This window comes from Paludibacterium denitrificans (genome assembly GCF_009707705.1).
GTDB lineage: Bacteria > Pseudomonadota > Gammaproteobacteria > Burkholderiales > Chromobacteriaceae > Paludibacterium_A > Paludibacterium_A denitrificans.
In genome coordinates this window covers 838,778-852,888 of record NZ_WLYX01000001.1, presented here as the reverse complement: position 1 = coordinate 852,888, position 14,111 = coordinate 838,778, and the positions used below count along the sequence as shown (strand labels likewise).

Below are 14,111 nucleotides of genomic sequence, written 5' to 3'. Positions count from 1 at the left end.
CTTCGCAGTCGGCAAGGCTACTGGTGTGCCAAAGGTTGGCCGAAAATCGCCCGGACGGCGCACGCGCAATTCGCAATATTTTACAGGAGGCTGTCATGACCATGCCCCATGGCACCGGCTGGCCATACCCGCCGCTGATGGCGCATCGCGGTGGCGGGGCGCTGGCGCCGGAAAACACCCGGCGGGTTTTCGTGCTGCCGTGCGCTACGGTTTCAGTGCTGCGGAGTGTGACGTCAAGCTATCGGCCGATCAGGTATGTGTGCTGATGCACGACGACACGCTGGAGCGCACCAGCTCCGGTCATGGCGCGCTGGCACAGCAGCCGATGGCAGGGTTGGCCGAACTGGATGCTGGCAGTTGGCTGGGCGCGGAATTCGCTGGCGAGCCGATACCGACGCTGGCCAACGTCGCCGCCTACTGCCGTGCCAATCAACTGTTGCTGAATATCGAACTCAAACCCGGCCCCGGGCAGGAGGCGATGACCGGGCGGCTGGTGGCCCGGGCCGCTGCCCGGATATGGACGGGCAGCGAGGTGCCAGCGCTGTTGTCCTCGTTCTCCCGTGTCGCGCTACTGGCGGCGGCCACGGCGGCTCCGGATTTGCCGCGCGCTTGGCTGACCGAAGCCGTGCCGGATGACTGGGCCAGCGTATTAGAGCAACTGGGGGCGGTGGCGTTGCATGTCGATGGCCAACTTTTAACCCGGCCTCAAGCTGCCGCCATCAAGGCAGCGGGCTACGGGCTGCTGTGCTACACAGTGAATGATCTTGCCTCCGCCCAGCGCTTATACCAGTGGGGCGTTGATTGTTTGTGCACTGACCGGCTCGACTGGCCACTCGCCATACGGCGCTGAAGCCGGGTTGGCCGAAAGAAAAAAGGGAAGCCAGGCTTCCCTTTTTTTGCTGAACCGGGTCACAACGACCCGCTACTCAGACCTGATATTGCGATACCGTCGTCAGAATCTGGCGTGCCTGCTGATGCAACTGCTTGGCCGCATCCGCCGAGCTGCTGGATGCCGCCGAGTTTTCTTCGGCCATCTGCGCAATCTGCTCGACGTTCTGTGCAATGGTTTGGCTGGCCGAACTTTGCTCGACGATGCTGTCGGAAATATCCTGCACCAGTTCCATCGCACGCTGCGTATTGCGCTGGATACGGTCGATGGCATCGCTGGCTTCGCGGGCGCAGTCGGCTTCCCGGGTAACGCGCTCCACCACTTGCTGCATGCTGCCCACCGCATCGTTGGTTCCCTGTTTCATTTTGGCGATGACCGAGGAAATCTCCGTGGTGGAGCTGGCGGTACGTTCGGCCAACTTGCGCACCTCATCGGCCACCACGGCAAAACCACGGCCCATTTCCCCGGCGCGCGCCGCTTCAATCGCGGCATTGAGCGCCAACAGGTTGGTCTGGTCGGCAATGTCCTTGATCACGCCCAATACCGAGGCAATGGTTTCGCTGTCGTCGCGCAGCAGCGAGATACGATCAGCGGCTTCGCGGATCGAGCTGGCGATGGTGGTAATGCCTTCCACCGTGGTCAGCACAACCTTGCTGCCTTCCTCGGCAATCTGGCTGAAGCATCGCGCGTTTGCTGGCTGGCTTCCTGTGCCCGGTCAGCGACATGGTTGATGCTGACCGTCATTTGTTCCACCGCGGCCGCCATACTGGAGGCCGCTTCGCTCTGATGCACCGAACTCTTGGCAATTTCACCGGCGTTGCTCGACATTTCGCTCATCGAATGGTCGATATTGCCGACACTGCTGCGAATTTCGCCAAAGCTTCTTTGCAACGTGGACAGCAGCTCGTTGAAGGCCGTTGCCGTCAGGCCCACTTCATCCATGCGTTCTACCGGTGCGCGTTGTTTGAAGTTCAGGGTGTCCTTGACGCTCACCAGCGTGCTGCTGATGCCATCCAGGGCTGCTGCGCAGGCTGCTGAACAGACGCATGGCCATGACGCCGGTGACGATCAGTGCCAGCAGCATGGCTCCCAGACAGGACTTGAACGCCAGCTCATAGGCGGCGTGGTTGTCCGCCGTCATTTTCTTGGCTTCGTTGTAGTTGAATTTGCTGTGTGCGTCGATGGCCTCACGCATTTCCCGGCTAGCGTGCTGAGCGTGCCTTGCATCAGGTAATTCAGCGCTTCGGCTTGCTGGTTGGCATTGGAAAGTTGCAGCAACTTCACCCGTCCGGCTTCATAGGCCTTGAGCGTAGCCGGTCTTTCGCCAGCAGATCACGGTCTTCCTGATTGGAGATCAGGTTCTTTTCGTAATCGTTCAGCTCGCTAGCCAGCTTCTGGTCCGATTCGCGAATCAGTTGTTCTTCTTTTTGTTTCAGTTCCGGATTGTTGGCCAGCACGTGGCGGTAAACCTGCACCCGCATTTCTGCAAACGTGTCTTTGACATGATCCAGTGCCAGCACGCTGGGCATGGTGTTTTCGGCAATGTAATCAAAACGGGTGTTGGCTTGTTTCAGTTGCCACAGCCCAAATGAACCGACTGCTAGCAAGGCAACCAAGGCAGTGGACAGGGTTAGCAGGAGTCGTTGGCTTATTTTCATCTGGCACACTCCGTTATTGTCATGGACAGCGTTGTTAATGGTGCTCAGACAGATTGTAAGACAATTTATAAAAAAAGATAGGGTGTGCTGCTCAATTCGGGAAGTAATAATTCTTTTGCAAATAAACACTTACAGCCGTGATCTATTTTTGATGTGTTTTGTTTTCATTCATGTCATAAGAATTGTTTTTTAAACAAATAAGTGCATTTTGATTAAAAAAATCCTCCAGCAGCGCCGGAGGATTTTAAATTAATTTCTAATTAATGTTTTTATAGATGCGGAGCCAACAGGTGCAGCATCTGTGCCAGCACTTTCGGGTTGGCGGCAACGATATCGCCAGATTCCAGCCAACCTTGTTCACCGTGCATGTCGGTAACAATGCCACCGGCTTCTTGCACGATCAGGCTGCCCGCGGCAATGTCCCACGGCTTGAGGTTGAATTCCCAGTAACCTTCGACGCGGCCGCAGGCCACGTTACACAGGTCGAGCGAAGCCGCACCTTCACGACGCACGCCAGACGGTTTTGGCCAGTACGTCTTTGAGCATGGAGAGATAGGTGTCGATATAGCTCTGATCGGTAACCGGAAAGCCGGTGGCGATCAGGCATTCGTTCATCAGGAAGCGTTTGGAAACGCGGATGCGGCGGTCGTTGAGGAACGCACCGACACCGCGCGAAGCGGTAAACAGATCGTTACGGTTGGGGTCATACACCACGGCCTGCTGAATCTGGCCCTTGTGTGCCAGCGCAATGGAGATGGCGTATTGCGGGTGGCCGTGCATGAAGTTGGTAGTGCCGTCGATCGGGTCAATGATCCATTCGTACTCGGAGGTGCCAATGCCTTGAGCGCCGGTCTCTTCTGCTAGAATGGCGTGTTTCGGATAGGCGTCGAGAATGGCTTCGATGATGGTTTGTTCCGCCGAGCGATCGGCCTCTGTAACAAAATCGTTGAACTGCTTTTTCTCTACGCGAACGGCATCGAGGTTGAGCGACGCACGCTGGATAACGTTGCCAGCGCGACGAGCGGCTTTAACCGCGACATTGAGCATCGGATGCATTGACGGCCTCTACACTATCAACAATGGCAGATAGCCCGTGTGAGCACGGGACACCTGCTGATAACAATCTGGGTTAAGGAACAAAAAAACCCGACGCGTAGGCGCGGGCTTTATGAATGCCTGCCATTTTAATGCGAAACCGCTGATGAATAAACCCCAAGTACCTGATTTTCTGAAAAACATTCGCGTGGTGCTGGCGCGCCCCAGTCATCCCGGCAACATCGGCTCGGCTGCCCGCGCCATGAAAACCATGGGCCTGACCCGGCTCTATCTGGTTGAACCGAAAACCTTTCCCAGTGACGAAGCCAATACGCTGGCCTCCGGTGCTGTCGATGTACTGGAACAGGCGGTGGTGGTACCAACGTTGGCCGAAGCGCTGACTGACGTGACGGTAGCGTGCGCGCTCACCAGCCGTCGCCGCGAACTGACGACTCCGCTGTCCACGCCGCGCGAGACGACCCCGGAGCTGATTGCCCGGGCGCAAGACGGCGAGCAGGTTGCCATGGTGTTTGGCAACGAAACCTTTGGCTTGTCGATTGATGAGGTCGAACAGTGCAACCGGCTGGTGACCATTCCCGGCAACCCGGACTACTTCTCGCTCAACCTTGCCATGGCCGTGCAGGTGATGACCTACGAGCTGTTCAGCCATAGTGGCGTCACCGTCGATTACTTGCGCGCAGAGGGTGAAACGGCTACCCGTGGTGAGGTGGAAGGCTTCTGTGGTCATCTGGACCAAACACTGGAACACATCGGTTACTACCGCCGCCGCAATGGCGAACGGCTGATGCGGCGCATGCGTACGCTGTTCAACCGCGCCGGCATGCTGCGCGAAGAAGTCGATATTCTGCGTGGCTTCCTCAAGCAGGTGCAGCGTGTGGCCGACGGCCATGTCCAGCACGACGACGATTGAACTGCCGCTCGTTGCCGCCTGCCGGCACGGCAGTCTGTGCGCGATCTGGCCTTCTTGCTGAGTGCGCCTTCGCCATGGACATCCGGTTGCGATATCGATCCTGCCAGGCTTCTGGGCGCACAAGGCGAGCAACGCTTGCGCGAGCTGGATGCCCGGCCGCAGCCATTACTCGACTGGTTGGCGTCGCACCAGCCGCTACGTCGCCTTGGCCGTTATGCCGAGTTGCTGCTGACCTTCTGGTTCCAATTTGCCCCGCACATCCAGCTGGTTTCGGCCAACCTGGCGGTGCGCGACGCAAAAAGCCATACCGTCGGCGAGTTTGATTTTTTATTGCGGCTGGATGGCGAGCCGTGGCATCTGGAAGTTGCCAGCAAGTTTTACCTGCAGCAACCTCAGACCGATGCGGAGTGGGTCGGACCCGGCTTGCAGGATGCCCGGCCGCTCAAGGCGGCCAAGCTGGCACAACAACTGGTTTTGTCGCGCCATCCTGCTGCTTCAGCGCTGTTGCCTCCGGGGTTTGTCGGTTGTCGTGCAGGATTGCGCCTGACCGGCTGGCGCTTCACTTCCGGCCAACCCGTGAGCCAACCCGCGGGCTGGGTGGCATCGGTGAGCGGAGCATGGCCGTGTCGGCCTGCCGGGGCGCGTTGGGTGCTATTGCCGCGTTTGGCGTGGTTATCGCCAGCGCGCGTGAGCGAGGAATATACGTTGGCCGAATCTGACCTGCGCGCACGGCTGGCACTGCTCAACGGGACCGCAACTGGTGGCTGCGTTGCAACCGGACAGTACCGGTACTTGGTGCGAGGTGACGCGAGGCTTTGTGACTCCGTCAGACTGGCCTGATGCCGAGCGTCTGGCGGCGTTGTGCCAGCGTATCCAGGCCCTGCCAGCTTCCACTGCCGCACCGGCGGCGGCGATCTTTCATCCAGGCTGATGCAACCGCCTTGGGTCGATACGCCACAGCCACGTGGCCGTCACTTCTGTTCCAGATCAAGATTTTTTCAGAAAGTCGCCGGTTAGCCGCAGTGTTACCTTGGCAAACGGAATGTTGTCGTCAATGATGAGTGGGAGGTGACGGGCATGCCAACAAGATGACATGCCCCGAGCAAGCGGTTTTATCTCTTTGCGCGGTTATTCCGCGTGCGGATGCAGGCAGCTTAAGCAATCAGCTCTTTCAGCGCTTCCGGCTTACCCAGTTGAATATGCTTGTGATCGACGGTAATCCAGCCTTGTTGCTGGAATTTGGATAACGTCCGGCTGACGGTTTCCAGTTTGAGCCCCAGAAAACTGCCAATTTCTTCCCGGCTCATGCGCAGAATGAAATCGTTGGCGGCAAACCCGCGAGTAGACAAACGTTGCGACAGATTCAACAGAAATGCGGCCAGGGCGTTCTTCGGCCTTCATGTTGCCAAGCAGCAGCATGGAGTTCTGATCGCGCACGATCTCGCGGCTCATCAGGCGGTAAAAATGGTGCTGCAGACTGGGAATGTCGCGTCCCGGGCTGGCCATGCGGTTAAACGGCAGCTCGCACACTTCGCTGTCTTCCAGTGCGATGGCATCGCAGCCGTGCACGTTGGACGAAATGCCGTCCAGCCCCATCAGCTCGCCCGACATCAGGAAGCCGGTGACCTGCTCGCGGCCATCCCGGCTGGCAACGCTGGTCTTGAAGAAACCGGTGCGCACGGCAAACAGCGACTTGAACGCTTCGCCGCTGCGGAACAGATACTCGCCACGCTTGAAGCGACGGCTCTGGCGGATGACGGCATCGAGCTGGGTCATTTCATCGCGGTTCAGGCCAACCGGCAGGCACAGCTCGCGCAAACTGCAATTGGAGCACGACACTTTCAGCGTGTTCAGAGGAATAGGAGTCTGATCAGTCATGCAAGTTTTTGTCCCACCTTGTAAAGAAGCTTGACCGTGGTCAAAGCGGAATTCGCACGTTTTCCGCAAATTTACCAGTCCACCCGAGGTTTTTCCATCTAAAGACGACATGAAGACCACCCACCCGTTTTCTCCCGCCCATTTCGAGTTCGACAGAGCACTGATCGAAAGGCTCGATGGCTCGGGGCCAAGATACACGTCCTATCCGACGGCGGACCGTTTCACGGCCGCCTTCACGGAGGAGGATTATAAACATTGTCTGAAGTTACACCAGATCGGTGCTAACCATAAGCCAGTGTCACTATACGTGCATATACCGTTTTGCAACACTATTTGCTATTACTGTGGTTGCAACAAGATCATCACCAAGGACAAGAGCCGCGCCGATGCCTACATCGACTATCTTGAGAAGGAAATCAAGATGGTGGCGGATGCCTTGGGCTATCGCGAAAAGGTCATCCAGCTGCATTTTGGCGGCGGCACGCCCACCTTCCTGTCCGATGCACAACTCGATCGACTGATGGGAATTTTACGCACCCATTTCGAATTCTTGCCGGAGGGCGAGTATTCCATAGAGATCGATCCGCGCAAAGTGGGACGTGAGACTGTTTTTCATCTGGCCCAGCTGGGTTTCAACCGCATGAGCGTCGGGGTGCAGGATTTTGATCCGCGCGTGCAGCAGGCGGTTAACCGTATCCAGAGCGAGGAAGAAACGCTGGAGGTGATCCAGGCGGCGCGTGATGCGGGCTTCAAATCAGTCAGCATCGACCTGATTTATGGCCTGCCGCTGCAAACGCGTGAATCCGTGGCGCGTACGCTGGAAAAAGTGATTGCCATCAGCCCGGATCGGCTTGCTTTGTACAACTATGCGCACTTGCCTAGCGTGTTCATGCCACAGCGGCGTATCAATGAGGCGGATTTGCCTGCTGCTGCCGTCAAGCTGGATATTCTGCAAGACTCGGTCAAGGCTCTGGCGGATGCCGGTTACGTGTTTATCGGTATGGACCACTTTGCCAAGCCGGAAGACGACCTGTCGGTGGCCTTGAGTCAGGGGCGGTTGCAGCGCAATTTCCGGGGATATTCCACCTACGCGGACTGTGACATGATCGGTTTTGGCGTGTCGTCGATCGGCAAGGTTGGCCCGTGTTACAGCCAGAGCGAGAAAGATCTGGACCGTTACTATGCCCGGATTGATGCTTAAGCCATTTACCGGTACTGCGCGGTTTGATGCTGAACGAAGACGATATTCTGCGTCGCAGTATCATTCATGGCCTGATGTGCCGTTTCTCGTTGTCAGTGGAAGCGATTGAGCAGGTGTACGGGATCAATTTTGCCAATCACTTTGCGGATGAATTGCCGCAAATTCGTGAGTTGCAGAAAGAAGGCTTGCTGACGTTTGACGGTGATTTCCTGATGGTAGAGCCGAAAGGGCGGTTCCTGATCCGCAATATTGCGATGATTTTCGACCGTTATCTGCGCGAAAAAGAAACCAAGGCGCGTTATTCCAAGACGATCTGATCCGCTTGCCAGCATTGCTGGATGAGTGGACCAGAAAAAGCCTGCATGGCCGATAAGGCATGCAGGCTTTTTTACGTCGCGATGTGCTGCGTCAAGGGCGTCGCAGTGGTCATGGTGACAACTCTACCCATGTCGTGAGCAGAAGACGGCATGGTGGTCGTCAAGGGGGGCCCCAATCACGTGGGAGTGCTACATGGTATGGCCACCCTCCATGTGGAAGGGATGCTGTGGCAGGGTTGGCCGAACCGGCCAACCCTCGTGTCAAGCCACTTCGGCCGCGGCGGCGTCATACCATTCCTGCATGGCGGGCAGCGACAGGATGTGGTCGGCGTAGGCTTGTGCCAGCGGTGGCAGGGGCACGTCGTAGGTCAGGAAGCGGGTGACCACTGGCGCATAGAAGGCATCGGCAATGGTGAAGTGACCAAACAGGAACGGGCCATCGGCCTGGTGCTGGTGGCGCAACTCCTGCCACAGCCCGGTAATGCGCGCGATGTCGGCGTCTACCTCCGGCGTGTGACCGACACCGGGATGGCGAGCGGTAATGTTCATCGGCATGTGGGTGCGCAGGGCGGTAAAGCCGGCGTGCATTTCGGCGCTGATCGAGCGTGCCTGAGCCCGGTCGGCAGCATCATCGGGCCATAGTCGCGCAGCGGGGAAGCATTCGGCCGGTATTCGCAAATGGCCAGCGTATCCCAGATGCGTTGTTGGTTATCAAGCAAGACCGGTACTTTGCCGGATGGACTGATGGCCTGAATGCGCGCCTTGGTCTCAGGCTGAAACAGCGGGATGAGCTGTTCCAGAAACGGCTCATTGAGCATTTTCAAGACCAGCCGGGGCGTAGTGACCAGGATGAATGGTTTTTGCTGCCGATGATCAGGGTAAACATGGCCGACTCCGTGAGCGAGGGATAAGTATTGATTGGACGGCAAACGCCGCACGGCTGCAAGCCGTAAACAAAAAACGCCCGGCCAGATGGTGGCTGGCAGGGCGTTCGGCGGCGTGTGGGCGGGTCAGTTGACTTCGTCGATCCACGCTTGCTGGATGGCTTCCAGTACGCGCTCACCGCCGCGTCGCCTAACCATCGTCAAAGCCCGGCAACGCCAGCACCCAATTGTGCAGATCGGTGAAGCGCACTTGCGTGGGATCAACCTCTGGGTGGGTTTCGCTCAGTTCGATGGCAATGTCGTTGACGTCGGTCCACTTCATGTCGTGCATCCTTTTCAGTGGTTTTCACGGGCCAGGTTGATGGTGTATTTGGGGATTTCCACCACCAGATCCTGATCGCCAATCAGTGCCCGGCAGGACAGGCGCGAAGTCGGCTCCAGCCCCCGGGCCTTGTCCAGCATGTCGTCTTCCAGTTCATCCGAGGGGGCGAGGGAATTGAAGCCCTCGCGGATGATCACGTGACAGGTGGTGCAGGCACAGGACATTTCGCAGGCATGCTCGATCTCGATGTCGTGTTCCAGCAGGGTTTCACAGATGTTTTTGCCAGGGTTCGGCCTGATCGATGACGGCCCCTTCCGGGCACAGCTGGCTATGCGGCAAAACGATGATGCGCGGCATGATGGTCCTTACAGTTCGGCAATGTTCTGGCCTTTGAGCGCGCGCTGGATATTGCGATCCATGCGGCGGGCGGCAAAGGTTTCGGTGGCGTGATTGAGCTGGCTGGCGGCGGCATTGACCTGGCGGGTGACCCGGCTGGCGATGGCCTGTTCAACCTGTGCGATGGCGTTATCCACGCCCAGACGTTCGTCATCGGCCAGCAATTCGCCATCGGCTTGCAGCGCCGCGCGGGTGGCGGCGACCAGGCTTTCGGCATCAACGATGGCCTCGCGCAGCTTGCGGGCTTCGATGTCGTCCTGAACGTGGTCGAGCGATTCGGTCAGCATGCGGCTGATTTCGTCATCGGTCAGACCGTAAGACGGTTTGACCTCGATGCTGGCTTCCACGCCGGAGGTCAGCTCGCGCGCCGAGACGGCCAGCAAGCCGTCGGCATCCACCTGAAAGGTGATGCGAATGCGGGCGGCACCAGCCACCATCGGCGGGATGCCGCGCAGGACGAATTTGGCCAGCGAGCGGCAGTCGCTCACCAGTTCGCGTTCACCCTGCAAAACGTGGATGGACATGGCCGTCTGGCCGTCCTTGAAGGTGGTGAAGTCTTGCGCGCGGGCAATCGGAATGGTGCTGTTGCGCGGGATGATTTTTTCGGTCAGGCCGCCCATGGTTTCGATGCCCAGCGACAGCGGGATGACATCCAGCAGCAGCCATTCGTCGTCGCCCTTGTTGCTTAAGCCAGCACATTGGCCTGGATCGCTGCTCCCAGCGCAACCACCTTGTCCGGGTCGAGATTGGTGAGCGGAGGTTGGCCGAAAAACTCCCCCACCGCTTTTTGTACGTGTGGCATGCGCGTGGCGCCGCCCACCATGACCACGCCTTTGACGTCTTCGCGCTGGATGCCGAGCGTCGCGCAGTGCCTTGCGTACCGGTGTCAGGGTTTTATCCACCAGCGTTTTGGTGATCTGGCGGAAGGTGTTTTGATCCAGCGTGAGATCAATGGCCTGACCATCGGAGAGCAATGCGGTGATCTGGCTTTCGGCGTGATCGGTAAGCGCTTCCTTGGCTTGCCGGGCGCAGGTGAGCAGCAGGCGGCTGTCCTGTGCATTCAGGCCGGAGAGGCCAACTTGCTCCAGTATCCAGCAGTACACGCGGTGGTCGAAATCGTCGCCACCGAGGGCGGAGTCGCCGCTGGTTGCCATCACTTCAAACACGCCACGCGTCAGCTTCAGGATGGAAACGTCAAAGGTGCCACCGCCCAGATCGTAGACCACGTAAGTGCCTTCCGAGCTATTGTCGAGCCCGTAGGCAATGGCAGCGGCAGTCGGTTCGTTCAACAGGCGCAGCACATGCAGCCCGGCCAACTGGGCGGCATCCTTGGTGGCCTGGCGTTGGGCGTCGTCAAAATAGGCCGGTACGGTAATCACGGCGCCGGTCAGTTCGCCGCCAAGCGCCGCTTGTGCCCGTTGCTGCAGCACGCGCAGGATGTCGGCAGAAACTTCTACCGGGCTTTTTACCCCGGCGCGGGTGACCAGTTGCACCATGCCGGGCGCATCGACAAACCGATAGGGCAGGCTGCCTGCATCCTGAATGTCGGTAAGGCCGCGCCCCATGAAGCGCTTGACCGAAACGATGGTGTTGTGCGGATCGCGGCTTTGCTCTTTTTGTGCCTCATGGCCAACCACGGTTTGCCCGTCTTCCGTGTAGCGCACGACCGACGGCAGCAGGCCGCGGCCATCTGTGTCGGCCAGCACGGTGGCGGAACCGCTGCGCACGGTGGCGACCAGTGAGTTGGTGGTGCCCGGGTCGATGCCTATGGCCGGCGGTGTTGGTGCGGGGCGGCGGAGAGGCCGGGTTCGGCGATTTGCAAGAGAGCCATGATAAGCGTCGTGTCTTTATTGTGAGCGGAGCGTCAGGCGTTCGGCCAACCTGACGGCGTCGGTGCGGCTTGCCGGGCGGTATCAGTCCAGCAGAGTTTCGATGGCGTCACCGATTTCCTGTTCCAGTTTTTCCAGAAAACGCAATTTTCTCACCAGAAGGGCGGCAGCGTCCAAATCTGCTTGCTGATCCAGCGCCAGCTCCAGCAAGTTTTCCAGCTGGCGGGTTTCGCCACGCAGGTCACGTGACAGCGCTTCCAGTGCGTCCACATCGCCCGCGGCCTTGGCGTCTTCAATTCCTTCGCGCCATTCCATCTGCGCCATGAGGAAATCCGTGGGCATGCTGGTGTTGGTTTCTTCCCGGGTGTCGACGCCCCGCAGCTGCAGCAGGTATCGGGCGCGTGCCAGCGGTGACTTGAGCGTGCGATAAGCCTCATTGACGCGTGTGGCCATCATCAGCGCCATGCGTTTTTCGGCCTCGCCATGGCTGGCGTAACGGTCCGGGTGCACTTCAGCGGCGGCGGTACGCCACGCCTGCTCCAGCGCGGGCAGGTCGAGCGCGAAACGGGCGGGTAAACCAAACAGGCTGAAGTGATCCTGCGAGAAATCGACATGCATAGTGTTAGTCCGCGGGCGGATGGGGGCACAAGAAACGACCGGCCCATCAGGTAAGCGACAACGTAAGTTCAGAAGCGCCAGCGGCAGGGCTGGTCAGACGTTGAAGCTTTCGCCGCAACCGCACTCGTTCTTCACGTTGGGGTTATTGAACTTGAAGCCTTCGTTCAGGCCTTCCTTGCTGTAATCCAGCTCGGTGCCATCGAGGTAGGCCGGGCTTTTGGCGTCGGTAAACACGGTGACGCCGTGGCTGTCGAAGGTGATGTCATCATCGCTGGGCGCATCGACAAACTCCAGCTTATATGCCATGCCGGAGCAGCCAGACGTTTTGACCCCCAGACGAATGCCCAGACCCTTGCCGCGTTTGGCAAGGAAGTCGCTCACGTGCTGGGCGGCACGTTCAGTCAGAGTAATGGCCATGATCGCGTGCCTTGAATTACTTGCCGTGTTTTTGCTTGTAGTCGCTCACTGCCGCCTTGATGGCGTCTTCAGCCAGAATCGAGCAGTGGATCTTGACCGGCGGCAGCGCCAGTTCTTCGGCGATGTCGGTGTTCTTGATGGCCAGCGCTTCATCCAGCGTCTTGCCCTTGACCCATTCGGTCACCAGCGATGAGGAGGCAATGGCCGAACCACAGCCATAGGTTTTGAACTTGGCGTCTTCGATGACGCCATTTTCGCCTACCTTGATCTGCAGCTTCATCACGTCGCCACAGGCTTTGCGCCCACCATGCCGGTGCCTACGGTGTCGTCACCTTTTTCAAATGCCCCGACGTTGCGCGGGTTCTCGTAATGTTCCAGTACCTTGTCGCTATAAGCCATGGTGCTTCTCCTGCGGTTTCGGCCAACCTTGCGGCTTTGTCCGGGTTGGCCGAAAGCGTCTATCAATCAGTTAGTGTGCAGCCCACTGAACGGTGTTGAGGTCCACGCCGTCCTTGTACATTTCCCACAGCGGCGACAGTTCGCGCAGCTTGCCGATTTTTTCCTTGAGCAGCTTTACGGTGTAGTCGATTTCTTCTTCCGTGGTGAAGCGGCCGAGGGTGAAACGGATCGAGCTGTGGGCCAGTTCATCATTGCGTCCCAGCGCGCGCAGCACGTACGACGGCTCCAGCGAGGCCGAAGTGCAGGCCGAACCACTGGAAACAGCCAAATCCTTGATCGCCATGATCAGGCTTTCGCCCTCAACAAAGTTGAAGCTGACGTTGAGGTTGTTGGGAACGCGATGTTCCATGTCGCCGTTGATATAGACTTCTTCCATATCCTCGGAGACCATTCCACAGGCGGTCGCGTAGCTGGCGGATGCGTGCCTGCTCGCTGGCCATTTCCTCGCGCGCCAGACGGAACGCCTCGCCCATGCCAACGATCTGGTGGGTGGCCAGCGTGCCGGAGCGGAAGCCGCGTTCGTGGCCACCGCCGTGCATCTGGGCTTCCAGCCGGACGCGCGGTTTACGGCGTACATACAAGGCGCCAATGCCTTTCGGGCCGTACACCTTGTGCGCAGACAGACTCATCAAATCCACCTTGAGCTTGTCCATGTCGATATCGACCTTGCCCGGTGCCTGCGTGGCATCCACGTGGAAGATGATGCCTTTTTCGCGGCAGATTTCCCCAATCTGCGGAATGTCCTGAATCACGCCGATCTCGTTGTTGACGAACATCACCGACACCAGAATGGTGTCCGGGCGGATGGCAGCTTTGAATTCATCCAGATTGATCAGGCCATTTTCCTGCACACCCAGATAGGTCACTTCAAAACCACGACGTTCCAGCTCGCGGCAGGTATCCAGCACGGCCTTGTGTTCGGTCTTGACCGTGATGATGTGCTTGCCCTTGCTCTTGTAGAACTCGGCCGCGCCCTTGATGGCCAGGGTTGTCCGATTCGGTTGCGCCGGAAGTCCAGACGATTTCTTTCGGGTCGGCATTGATTAGCCGGGCCACTTCGGCGCGTGCGTTTTCCACTGCTTCTTCCGCCTCCCAGCCGAAGCTGTGGCTGCGCGATGCCGGGTTACCGAACTTCTCGGTCAGATAAGGGATCATTTTCTCGGCAACACGCGGATCTACTGGCGTGGTAGCCGAGTAGTCGAGGTAGATCGGAAGCTTGAGCTGGCTCATTCTAAAATTCTCCACGAAGGCTGTCCGGCGTTACAGACTGCCGGGTG

Annotated in this window: 12 protein-coding genes and 7 pseudogenes; 4 read left to right on the top strand and 15 right to left on the bottom strand. The window is 58.5% G+C overall.

Annotation, left to right across the window (positions count from 1 at the left end; genetic code table 11):
- Positions 1–199: 199 nt before the first annotated feature.
- Complete coding sequence (ugpQ, locus tag GKE73_RS05810) at positions 200–850, top strand: glycerophosphodiester phosphodiesterase (RefSeq protein ID WP_230369409.1); 651 nt, start codon at positions 200–202, stop codon at positions 848–850.
- A gap of 76 nt (positions 851–926) precedes the next feature.
- On the opposite strand, the gene GKE73_RS05805 is transcribed toward ugpQ, so the two are convergent.
- The 5 genes and pseudogenes from GKE73_RS05805 to GKE73_RS05785 form a co-directional block, all read right to left on the bottom strand.
- Positions 927–1,535 (bottom strand): methyl-accepting chemotaxis protein, encoded by a 609-nt coding sequence (locus GKE73_RS05805; RefSeq protein ID WP_230369408.1) that lies wholly within the window; start codon positions 1,533–1,535, stop codon positions 927–929.
- Positions 1,529–1,882, bottom strand: coding sequence for a methyl-accepting chemotaxis protein (locus GKE73_RS05800; protein WP_230369407.1), 354 nt, complete (start codon positions 1,880–1,882; stop codon positions 1,529–1,531). Before GKE73_RS05800 ends, GKE73_RS05805 begins: the two co-directional genes overlap by 7 nt.
- The gene (locus tag GKE73_RS05795) at positions 1,824–2,084 is read right to left on the bottom strand and encodes a hypothetical protein (protein WP_230369406.1); all 261 of its coding nucleotides are present in this window, start codon (positions 2,082–2,084) and stop codon (positions 1,824–1,826) included. The genes GKE73_RS05800 and GKE73_RS05795 overlap by 59 nt, the downstream gene beginning before the upstream one ends.
- Positions 2,085–2,169: 85 nt before the next feature.
- Entirely contained in the window at positions 2,170–2,547 is a 378-nt protein-coding gene (locus GKE73_RS05790; protein WP_230369405.1) for an MCP four helix bundle domain-containing protein, read from the bottom strand.
- Between the two features lie 269 nt (positions 2,548–2,816).
- A pseudogene (locus tag GKE73_RS05785) lies at positions 2,817–3,603 on the bottom strand (inositol monophosphatase family protein).
- A gap of 145 nt (positions 3,604–3,748) precedes the next feature.
- On the opposite strand from GKE73_RS05785, the gene GKE73_RS05780 reads away from it, so the two are divergent.
- Together GKE73_RS05780 and GKE73_RS05775 are read left to right on the top strand one after the other, a co-directional pair.
- Positions 3,749–4,513 carry an RNA methyltransferase gene (locus tag GKE73_RS05780; RefSeq protein ID WP_230369404.1) on the top strand — a complete coding sequence of 255 codons (765 nt, stop codon included), beginning with the start codon at positions 3,749–3,751 and terminating at the stop codon, positions 4,511–4,513.
- Between the two features lie 36 nt (positions 4,514–4,549).
- A complete protein-coding gene (locus GKE73_RS05775; protein WP_230369403.1) occupies positions 4,550–5,353 on the top strand; it encodes a DUF1853 family protein in 804 nt (267 codons plus the stop codon).
- A gap of 314 nt (positions 5,354–5,667) precedes the next feature.
- Here GKE73_RS05775 and fnr read toward each other — a convergent pair.
- Positions 5,668–6,391, bottom strand: a pseudogene (gene fnr, locus GKE73_RS05770) (fumarate/nitrate reduction transcriptional regulator Fnr).
- Positions 6,392–6,500: 109 nt separating this feature from the next.
- Between fnr and hemN the strand changes: the two are divergent.
- Positions 6,501–7,909: pseudogene (hemN, locus tag GKE73_RS05765) on the top strand (oxygen-independent coproporphyrinogen III oxidase).
- Between the two features lie 261 nt (positions 7,910–8,170).
- On the opposite strand, the gene GKE73_RS05760 reads toward hemN, so the two are convergent.
- The 9 genes and pseudogenes from GKE73_RS05760 to GKE73_RS05720 all read right to left on the bottom strand — a co-directional run bounded on the left by GKE73_RS05760 (position 8,171) and on the right by GKE73_RS05720 (position 14,064).
- Positions 8,171–8,497, bottom strand: coding sequence for a glutathione S-transferase C-terminal domain-containing protein (locus GKE73_RS05760; RefSeq protein ID WP_230369402.1), 327 nt, complete (start codon positions 8,495–8,497; stop codon positions 8,171–8,173).
- A complete protein-coding gene (locus GKE73_RS05755; protein ID WP_230371409.1) occupies positions 8,455–8,727 on the bottom strand; it encodes a glutathione S-transferase N-terminal domain-containing protein in 273 nt (90 codons plus the stop codon). Before GKE73_RS05755 ends, GKE73_RS05760 begins: the two co-directional genes overlap by 43 nt.
- A gap of 192 nt (positions 8,728–8,919) precedes the next feature.
- Positions 8,920–9,115: pseudogene (iscX, locus tag GKE73_RS05750) on the bottom strand (Fe-S cluster assembly protein IscX).
- A 14-nt stretch (positions 9,116–9,129) separates the two neighbouring features.
- Positions 9,130–9,472: pseudogene (fdx, locus tag GKE73_RS05745) on the bottom strand (ISC system 2Fe-2S type ferredoxin).
- Positions 9,473–9,480: 8 nt separating this feature from the next.
- Positions 9,481–11,238, bottom strand: coding sequence for a Fe-S protein assembly chaperone HscA (gene hscA / locus GKE73_RS05740; RefSeq protein WP_230369401.1), 1,758 nt, complete (start codon positions 11,236–11,238; stop codon positions 9,481–9,483).
- Positions 11,239–11,424: 186 nt separating this feature from the next.
- Positions 11,425–11,958 (bottom strand): Fe-S protein assembly co-chaperone HscB, encoded by a 534-nt coding sequence (gene hscB / locus GKE73_RS05735; protein ID WP_230369400.1) that lies wholly within the window; start codon positions 11,956–11,958, stop codon positions 11,425–11,427.
- 93 nt (positions 11,959–12,051) lie between these two features.
- The gene (iscA, locus tag GKE73_RS05730) at positions 12,052–12,375 is read right to left on the bottom strand and encodes an iron-sulfur cluster assembly protein IscA (RefSeq protein ID WP_230369399.1); all 324 of its coding nucleotides are present in this window, start codon (positions 12,373–12,375) and stop codon (positions 12,052–12,054) included.
- Positions 12,376–12,391: 16 nt separating this feature from the next.
- Positions 12,392–12,774, bottom strand: a pseudogene (gene iscU, locus GKE73_RS05725) (Fe-S cluster assembly scaffold IscU).
- 70 nt (positions 12,775–12,844) lie between these two features.
- Positions 12,845–14,064 (bottom strand): annotated as a pseudogene (locus GKE73_RS05720) (IscS subfamily cysteine desulfurase).
- Between the last annotated feature and the right edge of the window lie 47 nt (positions 14,065–14,111).

Excerpts from the sequence above, each read along its gene's own strand:
- GKE73_RS05790 (WP_230369405.1), bottom strand. The coding sequence starts at position 2,547 with ATGAAAATAAGCCAACGACTCCTGCTAACCCTGTCCACTGCCTTGGTT.
- GKE73_RS05795 (WP_230369406.1), bottom strand. The coding sequence starts at position 2,084 with ATGCGTGAGGCCATCGACGCACACAGCAAATTCAACTACAACGAAGCC.
- GKE73_RS05760 (WP_230369402.1), bottom strand. The coding sequence starts at position 8,497 with ATGCACGCCGGCTTTACCGCCCTGCGCACCCACATGCCGATGAACATT.
- iscA (WP_230369399.1), bottom strand. The coding sequence starts at position 12,375 with ATGGCCATTACTCTGACTGAACGTGCCGCCCAGCACGTGAGCGACTTC.
- GKE73_RS05755 (WP_230371409.1), bottom strand. The coding sequence starts at position 8,727 with ATGCTCAATGAGCCGTTTCTGGAACAGCTCATCCCGCTGTTTCAGCCT.
- hscB (WP_230369400.1), bottom strand. The coding sequence starts at position 11,958 with ATGCATGTCGATTTCTCGCAGGATCACTTCAGCCTGTTTGGTTTACCC.
- GKE73_RS05780 (WP_230369404.1), top strand. The coding sequence starts at position 3,749 with ATGAATAAACCCCAAGTACCTGATTTTCTGAAAAACATTCGCGTGGTG.